Annotated in this window: 17 protein-coding genes; 5 read left to right on the top strand and 12 right to left on the bottom strand. The window is 72.1% G+C overall.

The features are described 5' to 3' along the window. Window positions 1-10 precede the first annotated feature (10 nt). Genes PT931_RS12935 through PT931_RS12920 form a run of 4 tightly spaced genes read right to left on the bottom strand, consistent with a single transcriptional unit; the run spans window position 11 to window position 4162 of the window. Window positions 11-775, bottom strand: a complete 765-nt coding sequence (locus tag PT931_RS12935; protein ID WP_456245968.1) for a type III pantothenate kinase — start codon at window positions 773-775, stop codon at window positions 11-13. Window positions 776-780: 5 nt separating this feature from the next. Then, a complete protein-coding gene (gene nadC, locus PT931_RS12930; protein ID WP_456246168.1) occupies window positions 781-1599 on the bottom strand; it encodes a carboxylating nicotinate-nucleotide diphosphorylase in 819 nt (272 codons plus the stop codon). Window positions 1600-1657: 58 nt separating this feature from the next. Further along, window positions 1658-3244 (bottom strand): L-aspartate oxidase, encoded by a 1587-nt coding sequence (locus tag PT931_RS12925; protein WP_456245967.1) that lies wholly within the window; start codon window positions 3242-3244, stop codon window positions 1658-1660. A 45-nt stretch (window positions 3245-3289) separates the two neighbouring features. After that, window positions 3290-4162 carry a septum formation family protein gene (locus PT931_RS12920; RefSeq protein WP_456245966.1) on the bottom strand — a complete coding sequence of 291 codons (873 nt, stop codon included), beginning with the start codon at window positions 4160-4162 and terminating at the stop codon, window positions 3290-3292. A gap of 165 nt (window positions 4163-4327) precedes the next feature. Here PT931_RS12920 and PT931_RS12915 point away from each other — a divergent pair, with 165 nt between their 5' ends. From PT931_RS12915 to PT931_RS12900, 4 genes are all read left to right on the top strand, one after another. Next, a complete protein-coding gene (locus PT931_RS12915; RefSeq protein WP_456245965.1) occupies window positions 4328-5200 on the top strand; it encodes a Rossmann-like and DUF2520 domain-containing protein in 873 nt (290 codons plus the stop codon). Further along, on the top strand, window positions 5197-6003 hold the full coding sequence (gene panC / locus PT931_RS12910; protein WP_456245964.1) for a pantoate--beta-alanine ligase: 807 nt from the start codon (window positions 5197-5199) through the stop codon (window positions 6001-6003). The genes PT931_RS12915 and panC overlap by 4 nt, the downstream gene beginning before the upstream one ends. After that, window positions 6003-6398 (top strand): aspartate 1-decarboxylase, encoded by a 396-nt coding sequence (panD, locus tag PT931_RS12905; RefSeq protein ID WP_456245963.1) that lies wholly within the window; start codon window positions 6003-6005, stop codon window positions 6396-6398. The genes panC and panD overlap by 1 nt, the downstream gene beginning before the upstream one ends. A gap of 78 nt (window positions 6399-6476) precedes the next feature. Further along, complete coding sequence (locus tag PT931_RS12900; protein WP_456245962.1) at window positions 6477-7349, top strand: septum formation family protein; 873 nt, start codon at window positions 6477-6479, stop codon at window positions 7347-7349. A 124-nt stretch (window positions 7350-7473) separates the two neighbouring features. On the opposite strand, the gene PT931_RS12895 is transcribed toward PT931_RS12900, so the two are convergent. The 4 genes from PT931_RS12895 to PT931_RS12880 all read right to left on the bottom strand — a co-directional run bounded on the left by PT931_RS12895 (window position 7474) and on the right by PT931_RS12880 (window position 12670). Further along, window positions 7474-9990, bottom strand: coding sequence for an ABC transporter permease (locus tag PT931_RS12895; protein WP_456245961.1), 2517 nt, complete (start codon window positions 9988-9990; stop codon window positions 7474-7476). Further along, window positions 9990-10736, bottom strand: coding sequence for an ABC transporter ATP-binding protein (locus PT931_RS12890; RefSeq protein WP_456245960.1), 747 nt, complete (start codon window positions 10734-10736; stop codon window positions 9990-9992). Before PT931_RS12890 ends, PT931_RS12895 begins: the two co-directional genes overlap by 1 nt. A 108-nt stretch (window positions 10737-10844) precedes the next feature. Then, a complete protein-coding gene (locus tag PT931_RS12885) occupies window positions 10845-11528 on the bottom strand; it encodes a response regulator (RefSeq protein WP_456245959.1) in 684 nt (227 codons plus the stop codon). After that, window positions 11525-12670, bottom strand: a complete 1146-nt coding sequence (locus PT931_RS12880; protein WP_456245958.1) for a sensor histidine kinase — start codon at window positions 12668-12670, stop codon at window positions 11525-11527. Before PT931_RS12880 ends, PT931_RS12885 begins: the two co-directional genes overlap by 4 nt. 237 nt (window positions 12671-12907) lie before the next feature. On the opposite strand from PT931_RS12880, the gene PT931_RS12875 reads away from it, so the two are divergent. Further along, window positions 12908-14707 carry a hypothetical protein gene (locus PT931_RS12875; RefSeq protein WP_456245957.1) on the top strand — a complete coding sequence of 600 codons (1800 nt, stop codon included), beginning with the start codon at window positions 12908-12910 and terminating at the stop codon, window positions 14705-14707. Here the strand turns inward: PT931_RS12875 and PT931_RS12870 are convergent. The 4 genes from PT931_RS12870 to PT931_RS12855 all read right to left on the bottom strand — a co-directional run bounded on the left by PT931_RS12870 (window position 14704) and on the right by PT931_RS12855 (window position 19398). Then, a complete protein-coding gene (locus PT931_RS12870; protein WP_456245956.1) occupies window positions 14704-15936 on the bottom strand; it encodes a threonine/serine ThrE exporter family protein in 1233 nt (410 codons plus the stop codon). The genes PT931_RS12875 and PT931_RS12870 overlap by 4 nt on opposite strands. Continuing rightward, window positions 15926-17059: an NADH-quinone oxidoreductase subunit D gene (locus PT931_RS12865; protein WP_456245955.1), complete on the bottom strand. Its 1134-nt coding sequence runs from the start codon at window positions 17057-17059 to the stop codon at window positions 15926-15928. Before PT931_RS12865 ends, PT931_RS12870 begins: the two co-directional genes overlap by 11 nt. Next, window positions 17056-17994, bottom strand: a complete 939-nt coding sequence (locus tag PT931_RS12860) for an SAM-dependent methyltransferase (protein WP_456245954.1) — start codon at window positions 17992-17994, stop codon at window positions 17056-17058. Before PT931_RS12860 ends, PT931_RS12865 begins: the two co-directional genes overlap by 4 nt. A 105-nt stretch (window positions 17995-18099) precedes the next feature. Then, window positions 18100-19398: an ABC transporter permease gene (locus PT931_RS12855; RefSeq protein ID WP_456245953.1), complete on the bottom strand. Its 1299-nt coding sequence runs from the start codon at window positions 19396-19398 to the stop codon at window positions 18100-18102. Between the last annotated feature and the right edge of the window lie 16 nt (window positions 19399-19414).

Here is a 19414-nt window from a genome sequence, read left to right as displayed (position 1 = left end):
GCCGGCCGCGCTAGCGGTTCGTGCGTTCCCAGACCATCCGGAGCCCGATCAGGGTCAACGAGGGCTCGTGGTGGGTGACCGTCTCGCACTCCTCGATCACCACGGGCGCGAGTCCGCCGGTGGCGATCACGGCGGTGACGGAGCCGCCCAGTTCGGCCACCATCCGACTGATCATGCCGTCGACCTGTGCGGCGAACCCGTACACCAGGCCGGACTGCAGGCACTCGACCGTGTTCTTGCCGATCACCGAGCGGGGGCGGACCGGCTCCACCTTGCGGAGCTGGGCGGCCCGCGCGGCGAGGGCGTCGATCGAGATCTCGATGCCGGGGGCGAAGGCGCCCCCCATGAACTCGCCCTTCGGTCCGACCACGTCGAAGTTCGTCGCCGTGCCGAAGTCGACCACGATCGAGGGGCCGCCGTACAGCTGGTACGCGGCCAGCGTGTTGACCACCCGGTCGGAGCCGACCTCCTTCGGGTTGTCGATGGACAACGGCACCCCGGTGCGCACCCCGGGCTCGACGACGACCGCCGGTACCCCGCCGAAGTGCCGGTCGAGCATCCAGCGGAGTTCGCGCAGGGCCTGGGGCACCGAGGAGCAGGCGACCACGCCGGTGACCTGGACCGAGTCGGCGGCGAGCAGGCCCCGGTAGACCAGGGCCAGCTCGTCGGCGGTGGACCGCGAGTCCGTCTTGATCCGCCAGGAGTGCACCAGCCGGTCACCGTCGAACGTGGCGAGGACCGTGTTGGTGTTCCCCACATCGATGGCGAGCAGCATGGTGTTTACCTCCGCAGATCGAGTGCGATGTCCATGATGGGCGAGGAGTGGGTGAGCGCCCCGACCGACAGGTAGTCCACGCCGGTCTCGGCGTACGGGCGCACTCTATCGAGCGTGAGGTTGCCGGTGGCCTCCAACTCGGCCCGACCGCCCACCGCGTCGACCACCTCGCGGATCCGCTCCGGGGTCATGTTGTCCAGCAGCAGGAACGTGGCGCCCGCGTCGACGGCCTCCACGGCCTCGGCGAGCGTGGTGACCTCCACCTGTACCGACACGTCGGGGAACTGTTCGCGCACCCGTCGGTACGCCTCGGTGACCGAGCCGGCGGCCAGCTTGTGGTTGTCCTTGATCATGGCCACGTCGTACAGGCCCATGCGCTTGTTCGAGCCGCCGCCGACCCGGACCGCGTACTTCTCCAGGGCGCGCAGGCCCGGGGTGGTCTTGCGGGTGTCGAGCACCACGCACTTCGTACCGAGCAGGGCGTCCGCCCAGGCCCGGGTGTGGGTGGCCACCCCGGACATCCGGCAGAGCAGGTTCAGCGCGGTCCGCTCGGCGGTCAGCAGGGCGCGGGTCGGGCCGGTGAGGGTGGCGAGCACCGTGCCCGCCGGTACCCGGTCACCCTCGGCGACGTGCAGCTCGACCTCGACGGGGCCGACCGCCTGGAACACCGCGACGGCCACCTCCAGCCCGGCGACGACGCCGTCGGCCCGGGCGACCAGCTCGGCCACGTCGGTCTGGTCGGCGGGGATCGTGGCGGCGGTGGTCACGTCGAGCCCCGCGGGCCCCAGGTCCTCCGCAAGCGCGGTCGCGATCACGCGGTCGATGTCAGCCCTCACAACAACGCCTCCCGTTGGTATTCCGCGGCACCCTCGGCGGCGCCGCTCACAGTGCTTCCCACGTCGAGGAGTTCAACCCCAACAACACATGTCCGAGGTACTCGGGCCGGGCGTCCGGGAAGTCCTCGCGCCAGTGGCAGCCCCGGGTCTCCTTGCGTTCCGTCGCGGCGCGCAGCAGACCGGAGGCGACGGTGAGCAGGTTCGTCGCCTCCCAGGTCACGTTACGCGGCCGGCCGGCCCGCCCGGCCAGTTCCTGGACCGTCGCACTGGCGCTGGCCAGCGACTCCTCGCTGCGCAGGACGCCCGCGTGCCGGGTCATCGCGCGCTGGAGCTCGCCCTTGACGTTCTCGTCGACGACCTTCTCCTCGGTCCCCCCGAAGACCGGGTCGGACTGCGGGGGCAGGTCGGCCGCGATGTCGGCCGCGATCCGCTTGGCGAACACCAGGCCCTCGAGCAGGGAGTTGGAGGCCAGCCGGTTCGCGCCGTGCACCCCGGTGCAGGCGACCTCGCCGCAGGCGTACAGGCCGGGGATGCTGGTGCGGCCGTGCAGGTCGGTGCGCACGCCGCCCGAGGCGTAGTGCGCGGCCGGGGCGACCGGGATCAGCTCGGTGGTGGGCTCGATGCCGGCCTCGCGGCAGTACGCGGTGATCGTCGGGAACCGCTCCGGCAGCCGCTCGACGTGCTTCGCGTCCAGCCAGACGTGGTCGGTGCCCTCGGCGTGCATCACCCGGGTGATGTTCTTGGCGACGATGTCGCGCGGGGCCAGCTCGTTGAGTTCGTGCCTGCCGACCATGAAGCGGGCGCCCGCGCCGTCCCGCAGGTACGCGCCCGCGCCGCGCAGGGCCTCGCTGACCAGGGGCTGCTGGGCGCGCGAGCCGGGAAGGTACAGGGAAGTGGGGTGGAACTGCACGAACTCCAGGTCCGTGACGGTCGCGCCGGCCCGCAGCGCGACGGCCACCCCGTCGCCCGTGGACACCTCGGGGTTCGTGGTCACACTGAAGATCTGGCCGAGGCCGCCGGTCGCGAGGACCACGGCCCGGGCGAGGATCGCGCCGACCCCGTCCTCGGTGCCCTCGCCGAGGACGTGCAGCGTGATGCCGCACGCCCGGCCCTGGGCGTCCTTCAGCAGGTCCAGGACCAGGGCGTGCTCGACGAGGCGGATCCACGGGTCGCGGCGGACCGCCCGGTGCAGCGCCCGCTGGACCTCGGCCCCGGTCGCGTCGCCCCCGGCGTGCACGATCCGGTCGGCGTGGTGGCCGCCCTCCCGGGTCAGCATCAGCGACCCGTCCGGGTGCCGGTCGAACTGGGCCCCGAACCGGATCAGTTCCTTGACCCGGGCCGGGCCCTCCTCGGTGAGCACCCGCACGGCCGCCGGGTCGCACAGCCCGACCCCGGCGACCTGGGTGTCGAGGGCGTGCGCCTCCGGGGTGTCCAGCGGGTCGAGCACGGCGGCGATCCCGCCCTGCGCCCAACGGGTCGAACCATCGTCGATGTTGACCTTCGTGACCACGGTGACGTGGTGGCCCGCCTCGCGGAGCTGCAGGGCCACGGTCAGTCCGGCGATGCCCGTCCCGACGACCAGGACATCGGTCGTCTCCACCCAGCCGGGCTCGGGGGCCTGCAGTCTGTGCATGCACACAGTGAACGCCACCAGTCGGGCGATGCGCTGACCGGGGTCTCACCCGGCCAGCGGGGGCCGCCCGTCGCCGAGGCCCTTGACACTGGCCGTGAACCTGTGGTGATCAAGAGTGGTCACATAGCACTGGAAGGTACGGTCGCCGGCCAGGTCCGCGTGCGACGCGCCCCAGTAGGAGAGCTCGATCAACTGGGAGTCGTCGTATCGACGCTTGTCCCAGCCCAGGTAGTCCGTGACCACCTTCTCGCAGCCCGCGGTCACCGCGGTGCCGAGGGCGTCCTCGTCGGCCGGAGCGGCATCGGCCGGCATGGCGTAGAGGCCGGCGAACTCGGCGTTGTGGGCGGTGCCGCAGTCCGCCAGGTAGACGAAGTCGTCGGTGGTGGAGTTCGCGCAGCCGATCGTCATCGGGGCGGCCCCGGCGAGGGAGCCGCGCAGGGATGCGCTCCGGGTGACCAGCTTCTTGCCCGCCGAGCTGCCGACCTCCGCCAGGTCGCAGGTGAACCAGCGCCGGCCGCTGCCCTCCTCCAGGTAGTAGGTCATCTCGATCCGCCCGGCGTGGCGCTTCCCGCCCAGGTACTCCTCGGAGCGGGAGGTGCAGATCTCCGTGGTCTCCTTCGTGCCCACCTCCTCGGTCCAGGTGGAGGCGTACACCCCGACGTAGACCGTCTCGATCTCGTGTGGGCTGGAACACTTCACCCGGCCGGCCACGTAGGTGTCGGGGAAGCCGTTCGCGCCGGTCGCGGGCCCGGTGCCGGCGCGCCGGCAGTCCCCCGCCACCGGGGTGGTCCTGCCGCTCGCACCGATGCCGCCACCGCCGAGGAACCCGCTGTTGACCAGCCCACCCAGGGCGGCCAAACCACCGCATACTAGGAGGACACCGGCGACGACGAGGAGGACAACAGTTCTGGGCTTCACGGCGCGGGAGCCTACGGGTCCCCGCACATCCCCGCAGCCCCGTTTCCGGCCCGGAGCACGGCACCGCCGGCCCCCGGGTGCGATACGCCACAAGCCCTCCCCAGCCGCCGAGACCAGGACGCATACTTGCGTCGACCGGTACCCCAACCAGGACTGGATCGCGACATGAACGTAGAACGCCCTGGCCGCCTCCGGGTCGGCATCGTCGGGGCTGGCCGGGTCGGCGCCGTCCTCGGGGCGGCCCTGGAACGCGCCGGTCACCGCGTGGTCGCCGCCTCCGCGGTGTCCTCGGCGTCCCGGGCCCGCGTCGAGCGGCTGCTGCCCTCCGCACAGGTCCTGACCCCCGACGAGGTCGTCGCCGGCGTCGATCTGGCCCTCCTGGCGGTACCCGACGATGTTCTTCCCAAGCTCGTCGAGGCGCTGGAGTTCCCCGCCGGCCAGATCGTCGCGCACACCGCCGGCACCCACGGCCTGGACGTGCTCGCCCCGGCCGCCCGCCGGCACGCGCTCCCGCTCGCCCTGCACCCCGTGATGACGTTCACGAACCGGCCCGAGGACCTCGACCGGCTCGACGGCATCTCCTGGGGGATCACGGCCCCCGAGGAGCTGCGGTTCGTGGCCGAGGCGCTGGTGCTCGAACTGGGCGGGGAGCCGGAGTTCGTCACCGAGGCCGACCGGCCGCTGTACCACGCGGCGCTCGTGCACGGCTCCAACCACCTGGTCACGCTGGTCAACGAGGCGATGGACCTGCTGCGCGGCTCCGGGGTGACGCACCCCGAGCGGATGCTCGGCCCGCTGCTGTCGGCCGCGCTCGACAACACCCTGCGGCTCGGCGACGCGGCGCTGACCGGGCCGGTGGTCCGGGGCGACGCCGGCACGGTGGCCACGCACCTGACGGCCCTGGCCGCGCACGCGCCGGACTCGGTCGCGGCGTATGTGGCCCTGGCCCGCCGGACCGCCGACCGGGCCATCGCGGGTGGGCGGCTCAAGGCCGTCGACGCGGAGGAACTTCTGGGGGTACTGGCGGTGCGGTCGTGACTCTCGTCGTCGCCGACCGGGCGGGGCTCGCCGCCGCCCGGGCCACGTTCACCGGCCGGGTCGGCGTGGTGATGACCATGGGCGCGCTCCACGAGGGGCACGCCTCGCTGCTGCGCGCCGCCCGGGCCGCGAACGACCACGTGCTCGCGACCATCTTCGTGAACCCGTTGCAGTTCGGGCCCTCCGAGGACCTCGACCGCTACCCGCGCACCCTGGACGCGGACCTCGACCTCTGCCGGGCCGAGGGCGTGGACGCGGTCTTCACCCCCACCGTGGACGTGATCTACCCGGTGACCCCGTCGGTGCGGATCGACCCGGGTCCCACCGGCGACATCCTCGACGGCGCGAGCCGCCCCGGCCACTTCTCCGGGATGCTCACCGTCGTGCACAAGCTGCTCCGGCTCACCGCCGCCGACCGCGCGTACTTCGGCGAGAAGGACTACCAGCAGCTCACCCTCATCCGGCAGATGGTCCGCGACCTGGACATGGGCACCGAGATCGTCGGTGTGCCCACGGTGCGCGAGCCCGACGGCCTGGCCCTGTCCAGCCGGAACCGGTTCCTGTCCCCGTCCGAACGGGACCGGGCCCTGTCGCTGTCCCGCGCGCTGCACGCGTGCCCCTCCGGTACCGCCGAGGAGATCCTCGCGGCCGCCGGCAACGAACTCAAGGATGTCGACCTCGACTACCTTGCGCTGACCGACCCGCTCCTGGGTCCGGTCGGCACCGGGCCGGCGCGCCTGCTGGTCGCCGCCCGGGTCGGTACCACCCGCCTGATCGACAACGCGCCCGTGGAGGTGCAGTGATGCTGCGTACGATGCTCAAGTCGAAGATCCACCGCGCGACGGTGACGCAGGCCGACCTGCACTACGTCGGCTCCGTCACCATCGACGAGGATCTGCTCGACGCCGCCGACCTGATCCCCGGCGAGCAGGTCGCGATCGTGGACATCACGAACGGGGCCCGGCTGGAGACGTACGTGATCCCCGGCGAGCGCGGGTCCGGCGTGATCGGGATCAACGGGGCGGCAGCGCACCTCGTACACCCGGATGATCTTGTGATCATCATCTCTTATGGACAGATGGACGAGTCCGAGGCCAAGTCCTATCTCCCGCGCGTCGTGCACGTCAACGAGCGCAACGAGGTCATCGAGCTGGGCACCGATCCGACCGTCGCGAATCCGGGCGTGCGCCTGGTGTGAGGCCGGGCCTGCCGGCCCGTTCTGTGTGACCGTTCGGCCGAATGGCCGCCGCCGGGAACTTCCGTAGGCTGCCCCGTCATGGGGTATTCACGGGGTTCATTCCTGGGGGCGGCCCTCGCCGTCGCCTCCCTCACCCTCAGCGGCTGCGCGCTCCTGCCGGGCGGCGCGGAGAAGAAGGACCCGCTCGCGGCCGGCGACAAGGTCGGCGAGTGCTGGAACTCCACCAGCGCGCCCGCCCAGAACGGCTTCCCGCAGTCCACCCTCGGGCGCAAACTCGTCGACTGCTCGGCCTCGCACGAGTTCGAGACGTTCTTCGTCGGAGAGACCGACGGGACGGCCGGCCGGGACACGATGCTGACCACGGGGTACGACCGGTGCGAGCGGGAGGCGGAGGCCTACCTCGGCGCGCACCGGCAGACCGGGCGGCTCGAGGTCGAGATGTACACCGAGGACAAGACGGCGAACGGCACCATGAAGCGCTGGCTGACCTGCGTACTCGCCGAGTCCCGCAGCTATCTGGTCCGCACGTTCGTCCCGCGTACCGGCCTGCTCAAGGGTGTTCTCGCCCAGCCCGGCCCGCTGCTCTTCGGCTGCGTCGAACCCCGCTACGAGGGCTCGAACGTGCAGGACGTCGACTACCTGCCCAACTGCGACGGGCCGCACGGCGGGGAGTTCGCCGGGCTGGCGAAGCTCGACCCGGGCGCGCTGCCGACGTCGGCCACCGAGTTGCAGACCGCCGCGGTGAGCGCGTGCGAGAAGACCGCGATGGAGTACCTCGGCTGGCCCAGCACGAAGACGTCGAAGGACGTGACCGTGCTGTGGCTGGGGCCGCAGATGGACGGGGTCAAGCACGGGTTACTGACGTTGCGGTGCCTGGTCGTGCCGACCGGGGGGCGGCACTTCACCGGGCTGGTGCAGGGGATCGGGGAGCAGGCCCTGCCCCTGGCCTGAGGGCCGCTGACTCGGCCGGCCGACCCATGCGGCACCCGGCCCCCGGCGCGGCCATCCCGACCCATGGCGAAGGCCCGGTCCCACCCCCACGGGGAACCGGGCCTCCGTCACCTCACAGGCCGAGTCACTCCGTCGCGAGCGACTCCACCACCGGCCGGCCCACGGCCCGCCGGGCGGGGAACACCGAGGCGGCCAGGGCCGCCGCGGCCGCGACGCCGAGGATGATCGACAGCTTCCCCCAGGGCACCGTGACCGCGAAGTCACCACCCAGACTGTTGATCATGTTCATGGCCCCGGCGCTCACCGCTGTCCCCAGGGCCACGCCGAGCAGCGCGCCCACCAGGGCCATCAGGATCGCCTCCACGGCGAGCATGCCGCGCAGCTTGCCCCGGGTCAGGCCGACGGCGCGCAGGACGCCGTTCTCCCGGGTCCGTTCCACCACCGACAGGGTCAGGGTGTTCGCGACCCCGATCAGCGAGATCACCACGGCCAGGCCGAGCATCGCCGTGACGAACGCGAGCATGGTGTCGACGGTGGACGTGAGCTCCGCCTTGTACGCGGCCCGGTCCATCACCTCCACGGTCGGGTAGTCCTCGAGCACCGTGTACGCGGCGTCCATGGCCTTGGCCGTGGTGAACCCGGCGGCCGTGGAGGCCTCCAGACCATACGGCCGGTACTCCGGGTACAGCGCCGTGAAGTCGGAGTCCATGATCGAGATCTGCTTGGTGGTGTTCGGCTTCTTGTCCACGTCGCCCTGCTTGACGACGCTGGTGACCTGGAACGACCTGCCCTTGACGGTGACCTTGTCGCCGACCTTCAGCCCGGTGGGCACCGTCGCGACGGCCTTGCCCTCCGTCAGCTTCGCCGGGTCCCCGTCGACGGCCTTCTCGCCGTCGTTCAGCGCGTACAGCGGCTGGGTGGACCGGATCCGCAGGTTCGAGGCCTCGTCGACGGCCTGCCGGGGCTCCGAGACGGTACCCAGCTCGGGCAGCTTGCGCAGCTTGTCGACCAGCTCCTGGGAGATCTGCCCGGAGCCGGACCGGAACATGAAGTCCGCGCCGATCTTCCGGTCGATCTGGGCGCCGATCCCCGCCTTGACGCTCTCGCCACCCACCTGGAACGCGGACACCAGGCCGATCCCGATCACCAGCGCCACCGAGGTGGCCGCGATCCGGCGCGGGTTGCGCACCGCGTTGGAGATCGCCAGCGTGGCGGTCGCGCCGAACAGCTTCCGCAGCGGCCAGCCGAGCACCCGGACCAGGAACGGCACCAGAACCGGGCCGAACATCACGATCCCCGTGAAGCTGAGTACGCCGCCCGCGCCGACGAACAGGAAACTGCCGAGCATCCCCGCGCCGAACAGGCAGGCCACGCCAGCCGCGAGGGCGGCCGCGCCGAGTACCAGTCTGATCTTGCCGACCTTACGGGCGGTCTCCACCGCGGAATCCGACAGCGCCGCGACCGGCGGCACCCGGGTGCCCCGCCACGCGGGAACCAGGGCCGAGAAGACCGTGATGCCCGTGCCGATCACCAGGGAGATCACGATGGTCTTCCAGGTGAGGACGAGGCCGCCCTCCATCGGGAAGTCGAGCCTTCTCAGTACCGTCTGCATGCCCGCCGCGATGCCCAGGCCGGCCACGATGCCCGCAATCGAGGCGACGAAGCCCACCACCGCCGATTCGAGCACCACGGACCGGAACGCCTGTCCCCGGGTGGCACCGACGAGCCGGAGCAGCGCGGTCTGCCGGGCACGCTGCGCGAGCACGATCGTGAAGGTGTTGGCGATCACGAAGGCCGCGACGAATGCCGAGATCGCGCCGAACGTGAGCAGCACAATGTTGAACTGCTCGACGTTCTGCACGATCTGTGCTAAACCCGCGTCGAGCAGTTCCTGGCGGGTCTTCACGTCCCCCGTCGGGCCGACCGCCTGCTTCACCTCCTTGGCCAGGGCCTCGTTGGCGACACCCGGCTTCGCCGCGATGATCATTCCGGTGTACTTCTTCAGGCCGCTCATCGCCAGCGCGTCGTCCGGGGTGACCCCGAGGAACGCCCCGCCGTAGTCGAGCGCGGTGCCCGAGACGTCCACGACGCCGACCAGCGTCATCTTCCGGCCCACGCCGTTCTCACCGGCGGCCGTCACGGTGTCGCCGAGCTTGAAGCCCTGCTTCTCGAACGTGTGCTGGTCGATGGTGAGTTCGCCGGTCTTCTCCGACAGGTGCCCGGCCGTCACGGTGTAGGACTGGAGGTCCTTGCTGGTCGGGACGCTGGTGAAGATCGGATAACCCCGGACGGGCTTTCCGTTGGTACCGGTCAGGCCGCCCGTGGTCCGCACCACACCCTCGGCGACGGCGACCCCGGACAGCCCGCGCACCTTGTCGAGGGTGGCCTGGTCGAAGCCCGGCGGGTCGGCCTTACCGGCGTCGGGATTGGTGGCGGAGGTCCGGTAGGCGGTCTCGGACAGCTCCACGCCGACGCTGGTCTTCTGGTCGAGCTTGCCGACCTTGTCGTACGAGGCCTGCTTGAGGCCGTCGGTGAACACGAACGTACCGGCGATGAACGCCACGCCCAGCACGATGGCGAGGGAGGACAGGATCAGCCGGACCGAGTTCGCGCGCAGCGACTTGAGGGTGAGCTTGAACATCAGCGCGCGCCCGCCTTGTCGAGGTTGCCCATGACGTCGAGGATGCGCTCGGGCGTCGGCCCGTACAGCTCCGAGACCAGCCGGCCGTCGGCCAGGAAGACCACCCGGTCGGCGGCGGACGCGGCCATCGGGTCGTGGGTGACCATGATGACCGTCTGGCCCAGGGTGTCCACGGCCTCGCGGAGCAGCCGGAGCACCTCGGCCCCGGACCGGGAGTCCAGGTTGCCGGTCGGCTCGTCGGCGAAGATGACCAGCGGCTTCGTGATCAGCGCCCGGGCCACGGCCACCCGCTGCTGCTGGCCGCCGGACAGCTCGCTCGGCCGGTGGCCCAGCCGGTCGGCGATCCCGACGGCCGCGACGACCTGGGAGAACCACTTCGCGTCGGCCTTGCCGCCCGCGATGGAGATCGGCAGCATGATGTTCTCCGCGGCGGTCAGCGCCGGGAGCAGGTTGAACTTCTGGAACACGAAACCGACGTGGTCGCGGCGCAGCAGCGTGAGCTTCTTGTCGTCGAGCCGGGTGACGTCGGCGTCGCCGATCCGCACCGTGCCCGCGCTCGGCCGGTCGAGGCCCGCGAGGCAGTGCATCAGCGTCGACTTGCCGGAACCGGACGGCCCCATGATCGCGGTGAACTGGCCCGCGCCGAACTCGAGGGTCACGGCGTCCAGCGCGACGACGGCGGCCTCGCCCACTCCGTACTGCTTGCTCAGGCCGATGGCGGCCACGGCTGCTGCGTTGTTGGTCATGCGCCAAACGCTAGGCGCGCGCCGGGCGGTGTGCGTCCACCCGTGAACGGGACCTCGGGTCCACCGCCGGTCGCGCCCTAGGGGCAGATCCCTACGACCTGAGGATTACTAGCGGGTCGGCTTCACCAGGCCGGACTCGTAGGCCAGGATGACGGCCTGCACCCGGTCGCGCAGCTCCAGCTTCGTGAGGATCCGGCCGATGTGCGTCTTGACGGTGGCCTCCGCCACGAACAGCCGCTCCGCGATCTCCTGGTTCGACAGGCCCTGGGCCACCAGCAGCAGCACCTCGTGCTCCCGGTCCGTCAGGAGCTTCACCTTCGAGTCGTCCGAGCCGCTCTGCGGGCCGAGCTGGCCGGCGAACCGGTCGAGCAGCTTGCGGGTCACCCTCGGCGCGACCACGGCGTCCCCGCCGGCCACCACCCGGATCGCGGCGAGCAGGTCCTCGGGCGGCACGCTCTTGAGCAGGAAACCGCTGGCCCCGGCCCGCAGCGCCGCGAACGCGTCCTCGTCCGTGTCGAAGGTGGTGAGCACCAGCACCTTCGGGCCGTTCGGGATGGCGGTCAGGCGGGCGGTGGCCGACACGCCGTCGAGCACCGGCATCCGGATGTCCATCACCACGAGGTCGGCCTCGACCGTGGCCAGCTGGCGGAGCGCGTCGGCCCCGTCGCCGGCCTCGCCGACGACCGTCATGTCCGGCTGCGCCTCCAGGACCATCCGGAACCCGGCGCGCACCAGCGACTGGTCGTCCACGAGAAAGACCCTGATCATGTACTCGTCGCTCCGCTCGGTCATGGCCGTAAGGGTAGCGTCGCGATGACCTCGAAGCCGCCGACCAGCCGGGGCTTGGCGATCAGCTCGCCGCCGTACAGCATCGCGCGCTCCCGCATGCCGACCAGGCCGTGGCCGCCGGAGCCCACCGCCCGGGGCACCTGGCCCGCCCCGTCGTCGATGATCGCGATGTTCAGGGTGTGCGGCAGCCACTCGAAGGTCAGGGTGACCCGGGTGCCGGCGCCGGCGTGCTTGAGCGTGTTGGTCAGGGCCTCCTGCACGATCCGGTACGCGGTCAGCTCCAGCGCCTGGGACAGCGGCCGCGGCGTACCCAGATGGGTCATCTCGATCGTCAGGCCGGCGGCCTCGGAGCGCTCGACCAGCGTGCCGACCTGGTTGAGCACCACCACGTTGCGGTCGTCGTCGGGTGCCTCGCGGAGCACCCCGACCAGGCGGCGCATCTCCTCCAGCGACTCCCGGCCGGTGTCGCCGATGGTCAGCATGGCCTCGCGGGCCTTCTCCGGGTTCGCGTCGAGCACGTACCGCGCGCCGTCGGCCTGCACGATCATCACCGCCAGGCTGTGCGCGACGATGTCGTGCAGCTCCCGGGCGATCCGGTTGCGCTCCTCGCCCACCGCGATCCGGGCCAGGTGGGCCTGCTCGCGCTCCAGCGTCTCGGCCCGGTCCTCCAGGCTCACCACGTACAGCCGGCGGTTGCGGGCGTTGAGGCCGGCGAACCACACCCCGACGACGAGGGAGCCCAGCATGATGACCATGCCGCCCTTCTCCTCCCAGCTGCTGCCCATCTGGTCGGCCGCGAGGAACACGCCGAGGACCAGGGCCGCGCCGGCCGCGAAACCCTCCCAGAGCCTCTTCGAGTACTTGACCACGCTGTACCCGGCGACCAGGACCACCGCGTCGTGCGGGAGGACCTGCCAGTTCATCAGGGTCTGGAACAGGGCCAGCAGGGCGACGACCGTGCACGCGACCGTCGCGTACCTACGGCGGAAGAGCAGGACCAGGGACATCGCTACGCCGAGCAGGCCCTGGCGCCAGGAGTACTCCTCGGTGCCCGCACTGGCCGCGCACAGGAAGAGCGCGCTGATCACCACCGCCGCGTCGAACAGTGCGCTGCGCAGCGGGAGGCCGAAATAGGTACGGGGCACGTACCGAGCGTAACGACGGGAGAGGCCTCCGACGGCCGTCGCCAGGCTGATCAGCCCGTCATCCCTGAGGATGACCCTCGTTATGCGGTGGAGGGAGGAAGACGACTAGCCGGGTGCAGGGGAAAGTGGTGGGACTTCGTGGCGCCTCCCTATTTCGAAAAACTGAAACAATCGGTACTGTCTGCAACCATGCCAGCCTCGGACACCCAACAGGGGCGTCTGAGCGGCGGTCTGCCCATGATCCTGTTCTGGATCGGGGTGGGTCTGGCTCCGGTGGCAGCCGCTCTGCTGCTGCTCAGCCAGGGCGGGGGCCCACTTCGAGTCGCCGCCGCTCTCGCCATCCTCTCGATCGTTCTCATCGGGTTGTCCATCACCCTGCGTCGGGACACCGGCGGGGTGACCGCCGAGATGGAGGCGACGCTCGTCGAGGAGCTGGAACTGCTCCGGGAGGACGTCCGCGACGACATCCGGACCGCCGCGAAGGCCACCCACGCCGCGCTGCTCCGCGAGGTGCAGACCCTGCGCGGGGAGGTCGACGCGCTCCGGGGCGGCCGGCCGCAGCCCGGTCCGGTGACCGCGACCGCGTCCGTGCCGGTGCCGCAGTCCTCCGGCCTCGTGCACCACACCGAGACCGTGCAGGTCACCACCCGCCAGACCACGCTCACCGCTGACCACCCGCACGGCCGGGCCACTCCTTATCCCCCCGCCGAAGAAGCGACCCGTCGACCGGAGGCGGAACCCCGCTGGACCGAGGGGCGCGCCGCGCAGCCGGAGGGCACCGAGTACGGCGCCCGGCCCGCGTTGGAGACCAGCCGGATCGAGCCGTCGACCGTGCTCGGCCCGCGCCCCGGGTCCGAGCCGGCCGCCCGCCCCGCCGAGTACGGCCGCCGGGTCGAGGAGGACCGCCCGCGCTGGGAGCCCGAGCCGGCGCCCGTGCGCGCCCGGCCCGCCGAGGAGAACCGTGCCCGGCCCGCCGACGAGGCCCCGGCCCGCGCGTGGCAGCCGCCGAGCCCGCCACCGGCCCGGCCCGAGCCGCGCCGGTACGACGACTCCACCTCTGTTTCGCAGTACGAGCCGCGCCGGGCCGAGGGGGCGCCGCGGTACGAGTCCGGGTTCGACAGCAGCTCCGGGTTCGCGCCGCGCCGCGCCGAGCCGGACCGGTACGACGCCGAGCCGGCCAGGTACGAGCCGGAAACCCGCGAGCCCTCGTGGGCGGACAGCGGTTCCCGCCGGGCGGAGTCCGCGCCGCCCCGCCGCGCCGAGCTGGAGCCCCGCCGGTCCGAACCCGAGCCGCGCCGCGCCGAACCCGAGCCGCGCCGTGCCGAGCCGGACCTTCGCGGGTCCGACATCCGCGCGGAGCTGCGCGGTTCGGAGCCCCGCCGCGCCGAAGCCGAGCCCCGCCGGTCCGAGCCGGAGCCGCGCCGCGCCGAACTCGACGTGCGCCGCCCCGAGCCCGAGCCCGGCCGGTTCGAGATGGACGGCCCGACCCGCAACCGTCGGGCCCGCCGCGCCGAGCCCGACGACGAACCCAGTTTCTCCACCAGCCTGCCCGCCATCCCGCGCGGCAACGACCCGTGGGCGGACCTGCGCTCGCAGGACGCGCCGGGCTCCACCCGCTCGGCCGGCGAGTCCTGGGCCGAGGTGCGCTCCGACGAGCGCGGCGGCGAGGTCCGGATGGGCGAACGGCGCGCGGAGCTGCGCACGGACGAGTACGGCCAGGAGCTGCGGGTCGCCGACCGGTGGGCCTCGATCCGCCAGGAACCGGCCGAACCCGAGCGGGCCACCCGGCAGGGACCGGCCGAGCGGTCGGGCCGCCGGGCCGCCAACCCCGACTGGGACGAGCAGACCCCGGCCTGGCGCGCGCAGGACCCCGGTGGCGACGAGCGCACCGAGTCCGGCTGGAGCCCGCCGCGCGACTACGACGACAGCGGCTACCGCGCCCGGTACACCGAGGAGGAACCCCGCCGGGGCCGCGCCGCCGAACGCGGCTGGCAGCCCCCGCAGGAGGACTACCCGCGCGAGGAACGCTGGCGCTAGCGCGCGTTCCGCTGCCGGTAGGCCGCCGGCACCAGGTCGGTGATCGAGTACCGGCCCAAACTGGACCCCACCAGCATCCCCAACGCGATGGAGATGAACGACCACAGCCCACCGATCGCGTCACTCGCCCCGATCGGCACATCCGTGGCCAGCTCGTTCAGGCTGAGCAGCCCCACCGCCCCCGGCACCAGCAGCCAGAAGGCGGGCAGGAAGAGCACCTGGGCGGGCGGCGCGCCGGGGATCCGCTGGAGCCAGTAGGACACGACGGTCATCACGAGCGCGCCGACGAACCCGCTGAACAGGGCCCCGATCAGCAGCGTGCCGAGGAACTGCGCCACGTAGGCGAGGTAGAGCATGCCCATCAGCCAGAGCAGGGACCTGGCCGGGGCGGAGAAGTACAGGTACACGCCGACGCCGAACACGGCCACCCCGACCCAGGGCGTCCACGGGCCGAGTGGGGGGATCAGGGTCACGTCGGCGTTGTGCGCCCCGGCGAGCTGGGTGCCGGCGGCCACGCCGAAGGTGAGCAGGAGCAGCCGGCTGATGCCGTACACGAGGCGGGTCGAGCCGGAGATCATCGCGCCGGAGGCGAGCTCGACGGTGGCCATGGTCAGGGTCGCGCCGGGCAGGAAGGACACGAGCGGCGGGATGAGTACCCGTAGCGCCGTGTCGCCGAGCAGCGGCGCCGCCACCTGGTACGCGACGGCCGTGACCAGCAGGCTCGCCAGCACGGGCAGCGCCAGGGACAGCGAGCGGCTCCGCCGGGCGACGAGGCCGAGCAGCCCGACCCCGAGGCCGAGTACGGCGTAGGCGACCAGCGCACGCCAGGTCGGTTCGAGGAGCAGTCCGAGGCCGACGGAGAACGCGACGTGCCCGAGCAGCGTGGCGGCGGTGCCGAACCGGGGCGGGGAGGCGAGCAGCGCGTCCAGCCGGGTGCTGCCCTCGGCCGGGGTGATCCGGGCGGTGGACGCGAGCCCGACCAGCTCGTACAGGGCGCTGATCTGGTCGAGGCGCAGTCCGGTGCCGGTGGCCTCGGAGAAGTCGACGGCCTCGTGGTCGCGGATGAACACACCGGTGGGCAGGACGAAGAACCGGACGTCCTCGGCCCCGTACGCGTCGGCGATCTTCTGCAGTCGCTCGGTGGTCTGGTTCACCGGGTCGCCCGCGTCGCACAGGGCCACGCCCAGCTTCCGGAGGAAGGTGAGCAGGCTGGCCGGGTTACTTGTCAATATCGCCCACGACGAAGAACATCGAGCCGAGGATGGCGACGAGGTCCGGGATGAGGCAGCCGGGCAGCAGGGTGGCCAGCGCCTGCACGTTGGAGTACGACGCGGTGCGCAGCTTCATCCGCCACGGCGTCTTCTCGCCCCGCGACACCAGGTAGTACCCGTTGAGGCCGAGCGGGCTCTCCGTCCACGCGTAGGTGTGCCCCTCGGGGGCCTTGACCACCTTGGGCAGCCGGGTGTTGACCGGCCCCTGGATGGTGTCCACCTTGTCGAGGCACTGTTCGGCGAGGTCGAGGGAGACGTAGACCTGGTCGAGCATGCACTCGAACCGGGCGTGGCAGTCGCCGGCCTGCCGGGTCACCACGGGCACGTCCAGCTCGCCGTACGCGAGATAGGGCTCGTCGCGGCGCAGGTCGAAGTCGAGGCCGCTGGCGCGGGCGACCGGCCCGGACGCCCCGTACCCGGCGGCGGCCTCGGCGGTGAGCACCCCGACGCCCTTGGTGCGGGCCATGAAGATCTCGTTGCGCCGGATCAGGACGTCGATGTCCTTCATGCCCTTGCGGACGTCGGCGATGGCCTCGCGGGCCCGGCGGGTCCAGCCGGCCGGCACCTCCTCCTTGATGCCGCCGACCCGGTTGAACATGAAGTGCATCCGGCCGCCGGCCGCCTCCTCCATGATCGCCTGGAGCTTCTCGCGTTCCCGGAAGGCGTAGAACACCGGCGTGATCGCGCCGATCTCCAGCGGGTACGAGCCGAGGAACATCAGGTGGTTGAGCACCCGGTTCAGCTCGGCGAGCGCGGTGCGCAGCCAGGTGGCGCGTTCGGGGACCTCGATGCCCATCAGCCGTTCGACCGCGAGCGCGACGCCCAGCTCGTTGGCGAACGCGGACAGCCAGTCGTGCCGGTTGGCGAGCACGATGATCTGCCGGTAGTCGCGGACCTCGAACAGTTTCTCCGCGCCCCGGTGCATGTACCCGATGATGGGTTCGCAGGTCACGACCCGTTCGCCGTCGACGGTCAGCTTGAGCCGGAGCACGCCGTGGGTGGACGGGTGCTGCGGTCCGATGTTCAGCACCATGTCGGCGGTGTCGAGTCCAGCTCCCACGCCCACGGTCAACTCGGTCATGGGAAGCATCGTGCCACGTCCACGCCCCTGCCCTCGAACAGCCACCAGTGTCCGCCGAGTCCGCCCGGGTCGGTCAGCTCGTTGGCCTCGGTCGCGGCGACCAGCGCCCGCAGGTACCCGCGCGGGTCGGTGCTGGCCAGGGACAACGGGGGGCGGGTGCCGGTCACGCCCAGGGTGCGCAGCGCCTCGCGCTGGGAGACCAGGACCGAGTTTCCGGTACTCAGCGAGTCCATCGCCACGTGGGCCGTGATGTCCGTGGCCCCGTCGGGGTCGGGGGGGACCTGCCGACCCGCGCGGTACCCGGTCAACGTACCGAAGAAAGGCCGTTGATCTCTGGTGTGGCCGTAGTCCACGGCGAGCGCCAGCCCGGTGTGGTCGGCCACCGCCGCCTGCCAGGCCCGGTCCCGGGTCAGCCCCGACTCGGCCTGCTCGAACTCCGGCCACCAGTCGCGCAGCCAGTCGGCGGTCTCCCGGTCGGCGGCCGGGCCGAGGGTGCCGTCGGTGAGCAGCAGCCGGGGCACGCCGGCCTCGTCGCGGCTCACCACGTCGACGGGCACGTTGTCGAGCCACTCGGTCGCCACGATCAGCCCCGTGGTGCCCTTCGGCATCTCGCGCACCCAGCCGATGTCGGGGGAGATCCCGGCCGGCCGCTCCGCGATCTCCACGGCCGTGTACCGGAACCGCACGTCGGCCAGCTCCGCCCGCAGCGTCTCCAGCAGCTCGCCCCGCCCCGCGCCGATGTCCACGACGTCGAAGGTCTCCGGGTGCCCGAGGGCCGCGTCCACCCGGCGCACCACGGTCGCGATCGCGGCACTGAGCTGTGAGGACGCGTGCACGCTGGTCCGGAACTGGCTCGCCGGGGCCTCGCGGACGAAGAAGCCGTCCGGCCCGTAGAGGGCCCGTTCCATGGCCTCGCGCCAAGTGCTGACCGGCATTGTGGCCCCCGCGGTGCGTGTGTCGTCTGGGTTGTGGCACCCCTGTCATCCCCAGAAGGATGCCCCTGAAAACTAACCCACAGCGACGGGTACCGGGATGTTCCGTCAGATCCGGCGCGGAGGGGTACCCCACGGGTCGATGTCGGGCCCGTTGCCCTGCTCGGGCCGGTCGGTGCCCAGCGGCGGCCGGAACGGGGACGTCTCCCCCGGGCGCGCACCGTAGCTCGTGTCGTCGCCGTAGCGCGGGTCATAGCCGGCCGGCTCGCCCGGGGCGGGCGGCGGCGGGACCGGCGGGGCCGACAACGTGGCGGTCGCCGGCCCGGACCAGGAGTCCGAACTCGCCTTCGCGTACGGGCTGCCGCCCGGCCACGTGTCGTCCACGGCCACCGCCTCGCCACTGCCCGGGCCGACCCCGAGCGGCCAGTCCGGCGACTCCGGGTCCCCGACCGTCGGCGGGTAGCGCCGGGGCCGGCCGAACCGCTCGACCAGCCGGGTGACGAGCAGCCCGAGGAGGACCGCGATGCCGGCCACCCACAGGTAGGAGGCGCTCACGGCCTTGACCGCGAGGATCTGGCCGCCCAGGGTGACGGCGAGCACGCCCAGCACCGTGCCGAGGATGCCGCCCCGGCGGCCGAAGGCGCTCACCCCGCCGAGCAGTACCGCGCCGAGCGCCGCGAACGTGTGCTGCAACCCGTCCGTCGGAGTACTGGCCCGCAGGTTCAGGACCAGCAGGACGCCCGACGCGGCCGCCAGCAGGCACGAGCCGACCAGGATCCCCGCCGCCAGCAGCGCGGGGCCGGCACCGGGCCGACCGGCCGGGTCGCCGTCGATCCGGTACCGGGACAGGCCGCGCCGGAGCCCGCCGCCCAGGCACAACAGCCCGCCGATGACGGACAGCGCGACGGCGCCGCCGAGCCAGAGCCCGCCGTGCCCCTGGGGCCGGTAGTCGAGGTCCGTGATCTCGCGGGTGTGGTGGCCGGCGAAGTACGCGAAGATCAGCACCGAGATCCCGGCGCTCGCCGCCCAGCCCGGCACCCGGACCACGCACACGAACAGCGCCAGCACCAGGCCGGCCAGCAGCGCCACCCCCGCGGCGAACAGCGTCGCCTCGACGTATCCGGCGTAGCTGTGCGCCGCGAAGGCGTACCCGGAGGCGACTGCGACCGGGCCCACGGCCAGGTTCACCACCCCGGCGCGGACCGTCGCGGACAGGCCCACCGCGAGGAACAGCAGCACGGCTGCGACGGTGGCCATGGACTTCAGGTGGTTACCGCCGAAGCTGGTGGACGCGAAACCGTACAGCGTCACGGCCAGGCCCGTCACCAGGCAGGCCAGCAGCACTTCCCAGACAAGGTGGACGAAGAGCCGATCCTTGCCGGTCGACCCGGGGGCATCGAGAGCCATGTGCGGGACCGTACCC

The organism is Longispora urticae (assembly GCF_053902585.1).
The sequence above is the reverse complement of the archived record's forward strand: the minus strand, read 5'-3'. Positions and strand labels throughout refer to the sequence as shown.

Excerpts from the sequence above, each read along its gene's own strand:
- PT931_RS12895 (WP_456245961.1), bottom strand. The coding sequence starts at position 9,990 with ATGTTCAAGCTCACCCTCAAGTCGCTGCGCGCGAACTCGGTCCGGCTG.
- PT931_RS12935 (WP_456245968.1), bottom strand. The coding sequence starts at position 775 with ATGCTGCTCGCCATCGATGTGGGGAACACCAACACGGTCCTCGCCACG.
- PT931_RS12865 (WP_456245955.1), bottom strand. The coding sequence starts at position 17,059 with ATGACCGAGTTGACCGTGGGCGTGGGAGCTGGACTCGACACCGCCGAC.
- panD (WP_456245963.1), top strand. The coding sequence starts at position 6,003 with ATGCTGCGTACGATGCTCAAGTCGAAGATCCACCGCGCGACGGTGACG.
- PT931_RS12900 (WP_456245962.1), top strand. The coding sequence starts at position 6,477 with ATGGGGTATTCACGGGGTTCATTCCTGGGGGCGGCCCTCGCCGTCGCC.
- PT931_RS12915 (WP_456245965.1), top strand. The coding sequence starts at position 4,328 with ATGAACGTAGAACGCCCTGGCCGCCTCCGGGTCGGCATCGTCGGGGCT.
- PT931_RS12855 (WP_456245953.1), bottom strand. The coding sequence starts at position 19,398 with ATGGCTCTCGATGCCCCCGGGTCGACCGGCAAGGATCGGCTCTTCGTC.
- PT931_RS12885 (WP_456245959.1), bottom strand. The coding sequence starts at position 11,528 with ATGACCGAGCGGAGCGACGAGTACATGATCAGGGTCTTTCTCGTGGAC.
- PT931_RS12890 (WP_456245960.1), bottom strand. The coding sequence starts at position 10,736 with ATGACCAACAACGCAGCAGCCGTGGCCGCCATCGGCCTGAGCAAGCAG.
- PT931_RS12925 (WP_456245967.1), bottom strand. The coding sequence starts at position 3,244 with ATGCACAGACTGCAGGCCCCCGAGCCCGGCTGGGTGGAGACGACCGAT.
- PT931_RS12860 (WP_456245954.1), bottom strand. The coding sequence starts at position 17,994 with ATGCCGGTCAGCACTTGGCGCGAGGCCATGGAACGGGCCCTCTACGGG.
- PT931_RS12875 (WP_456245957.1), top strand. The coding sequence starts at position 12,908 with ATGATCCTGTTCTGGATCGGGGTGGGTCTGGCTCCGGTGGCAGCCGCT.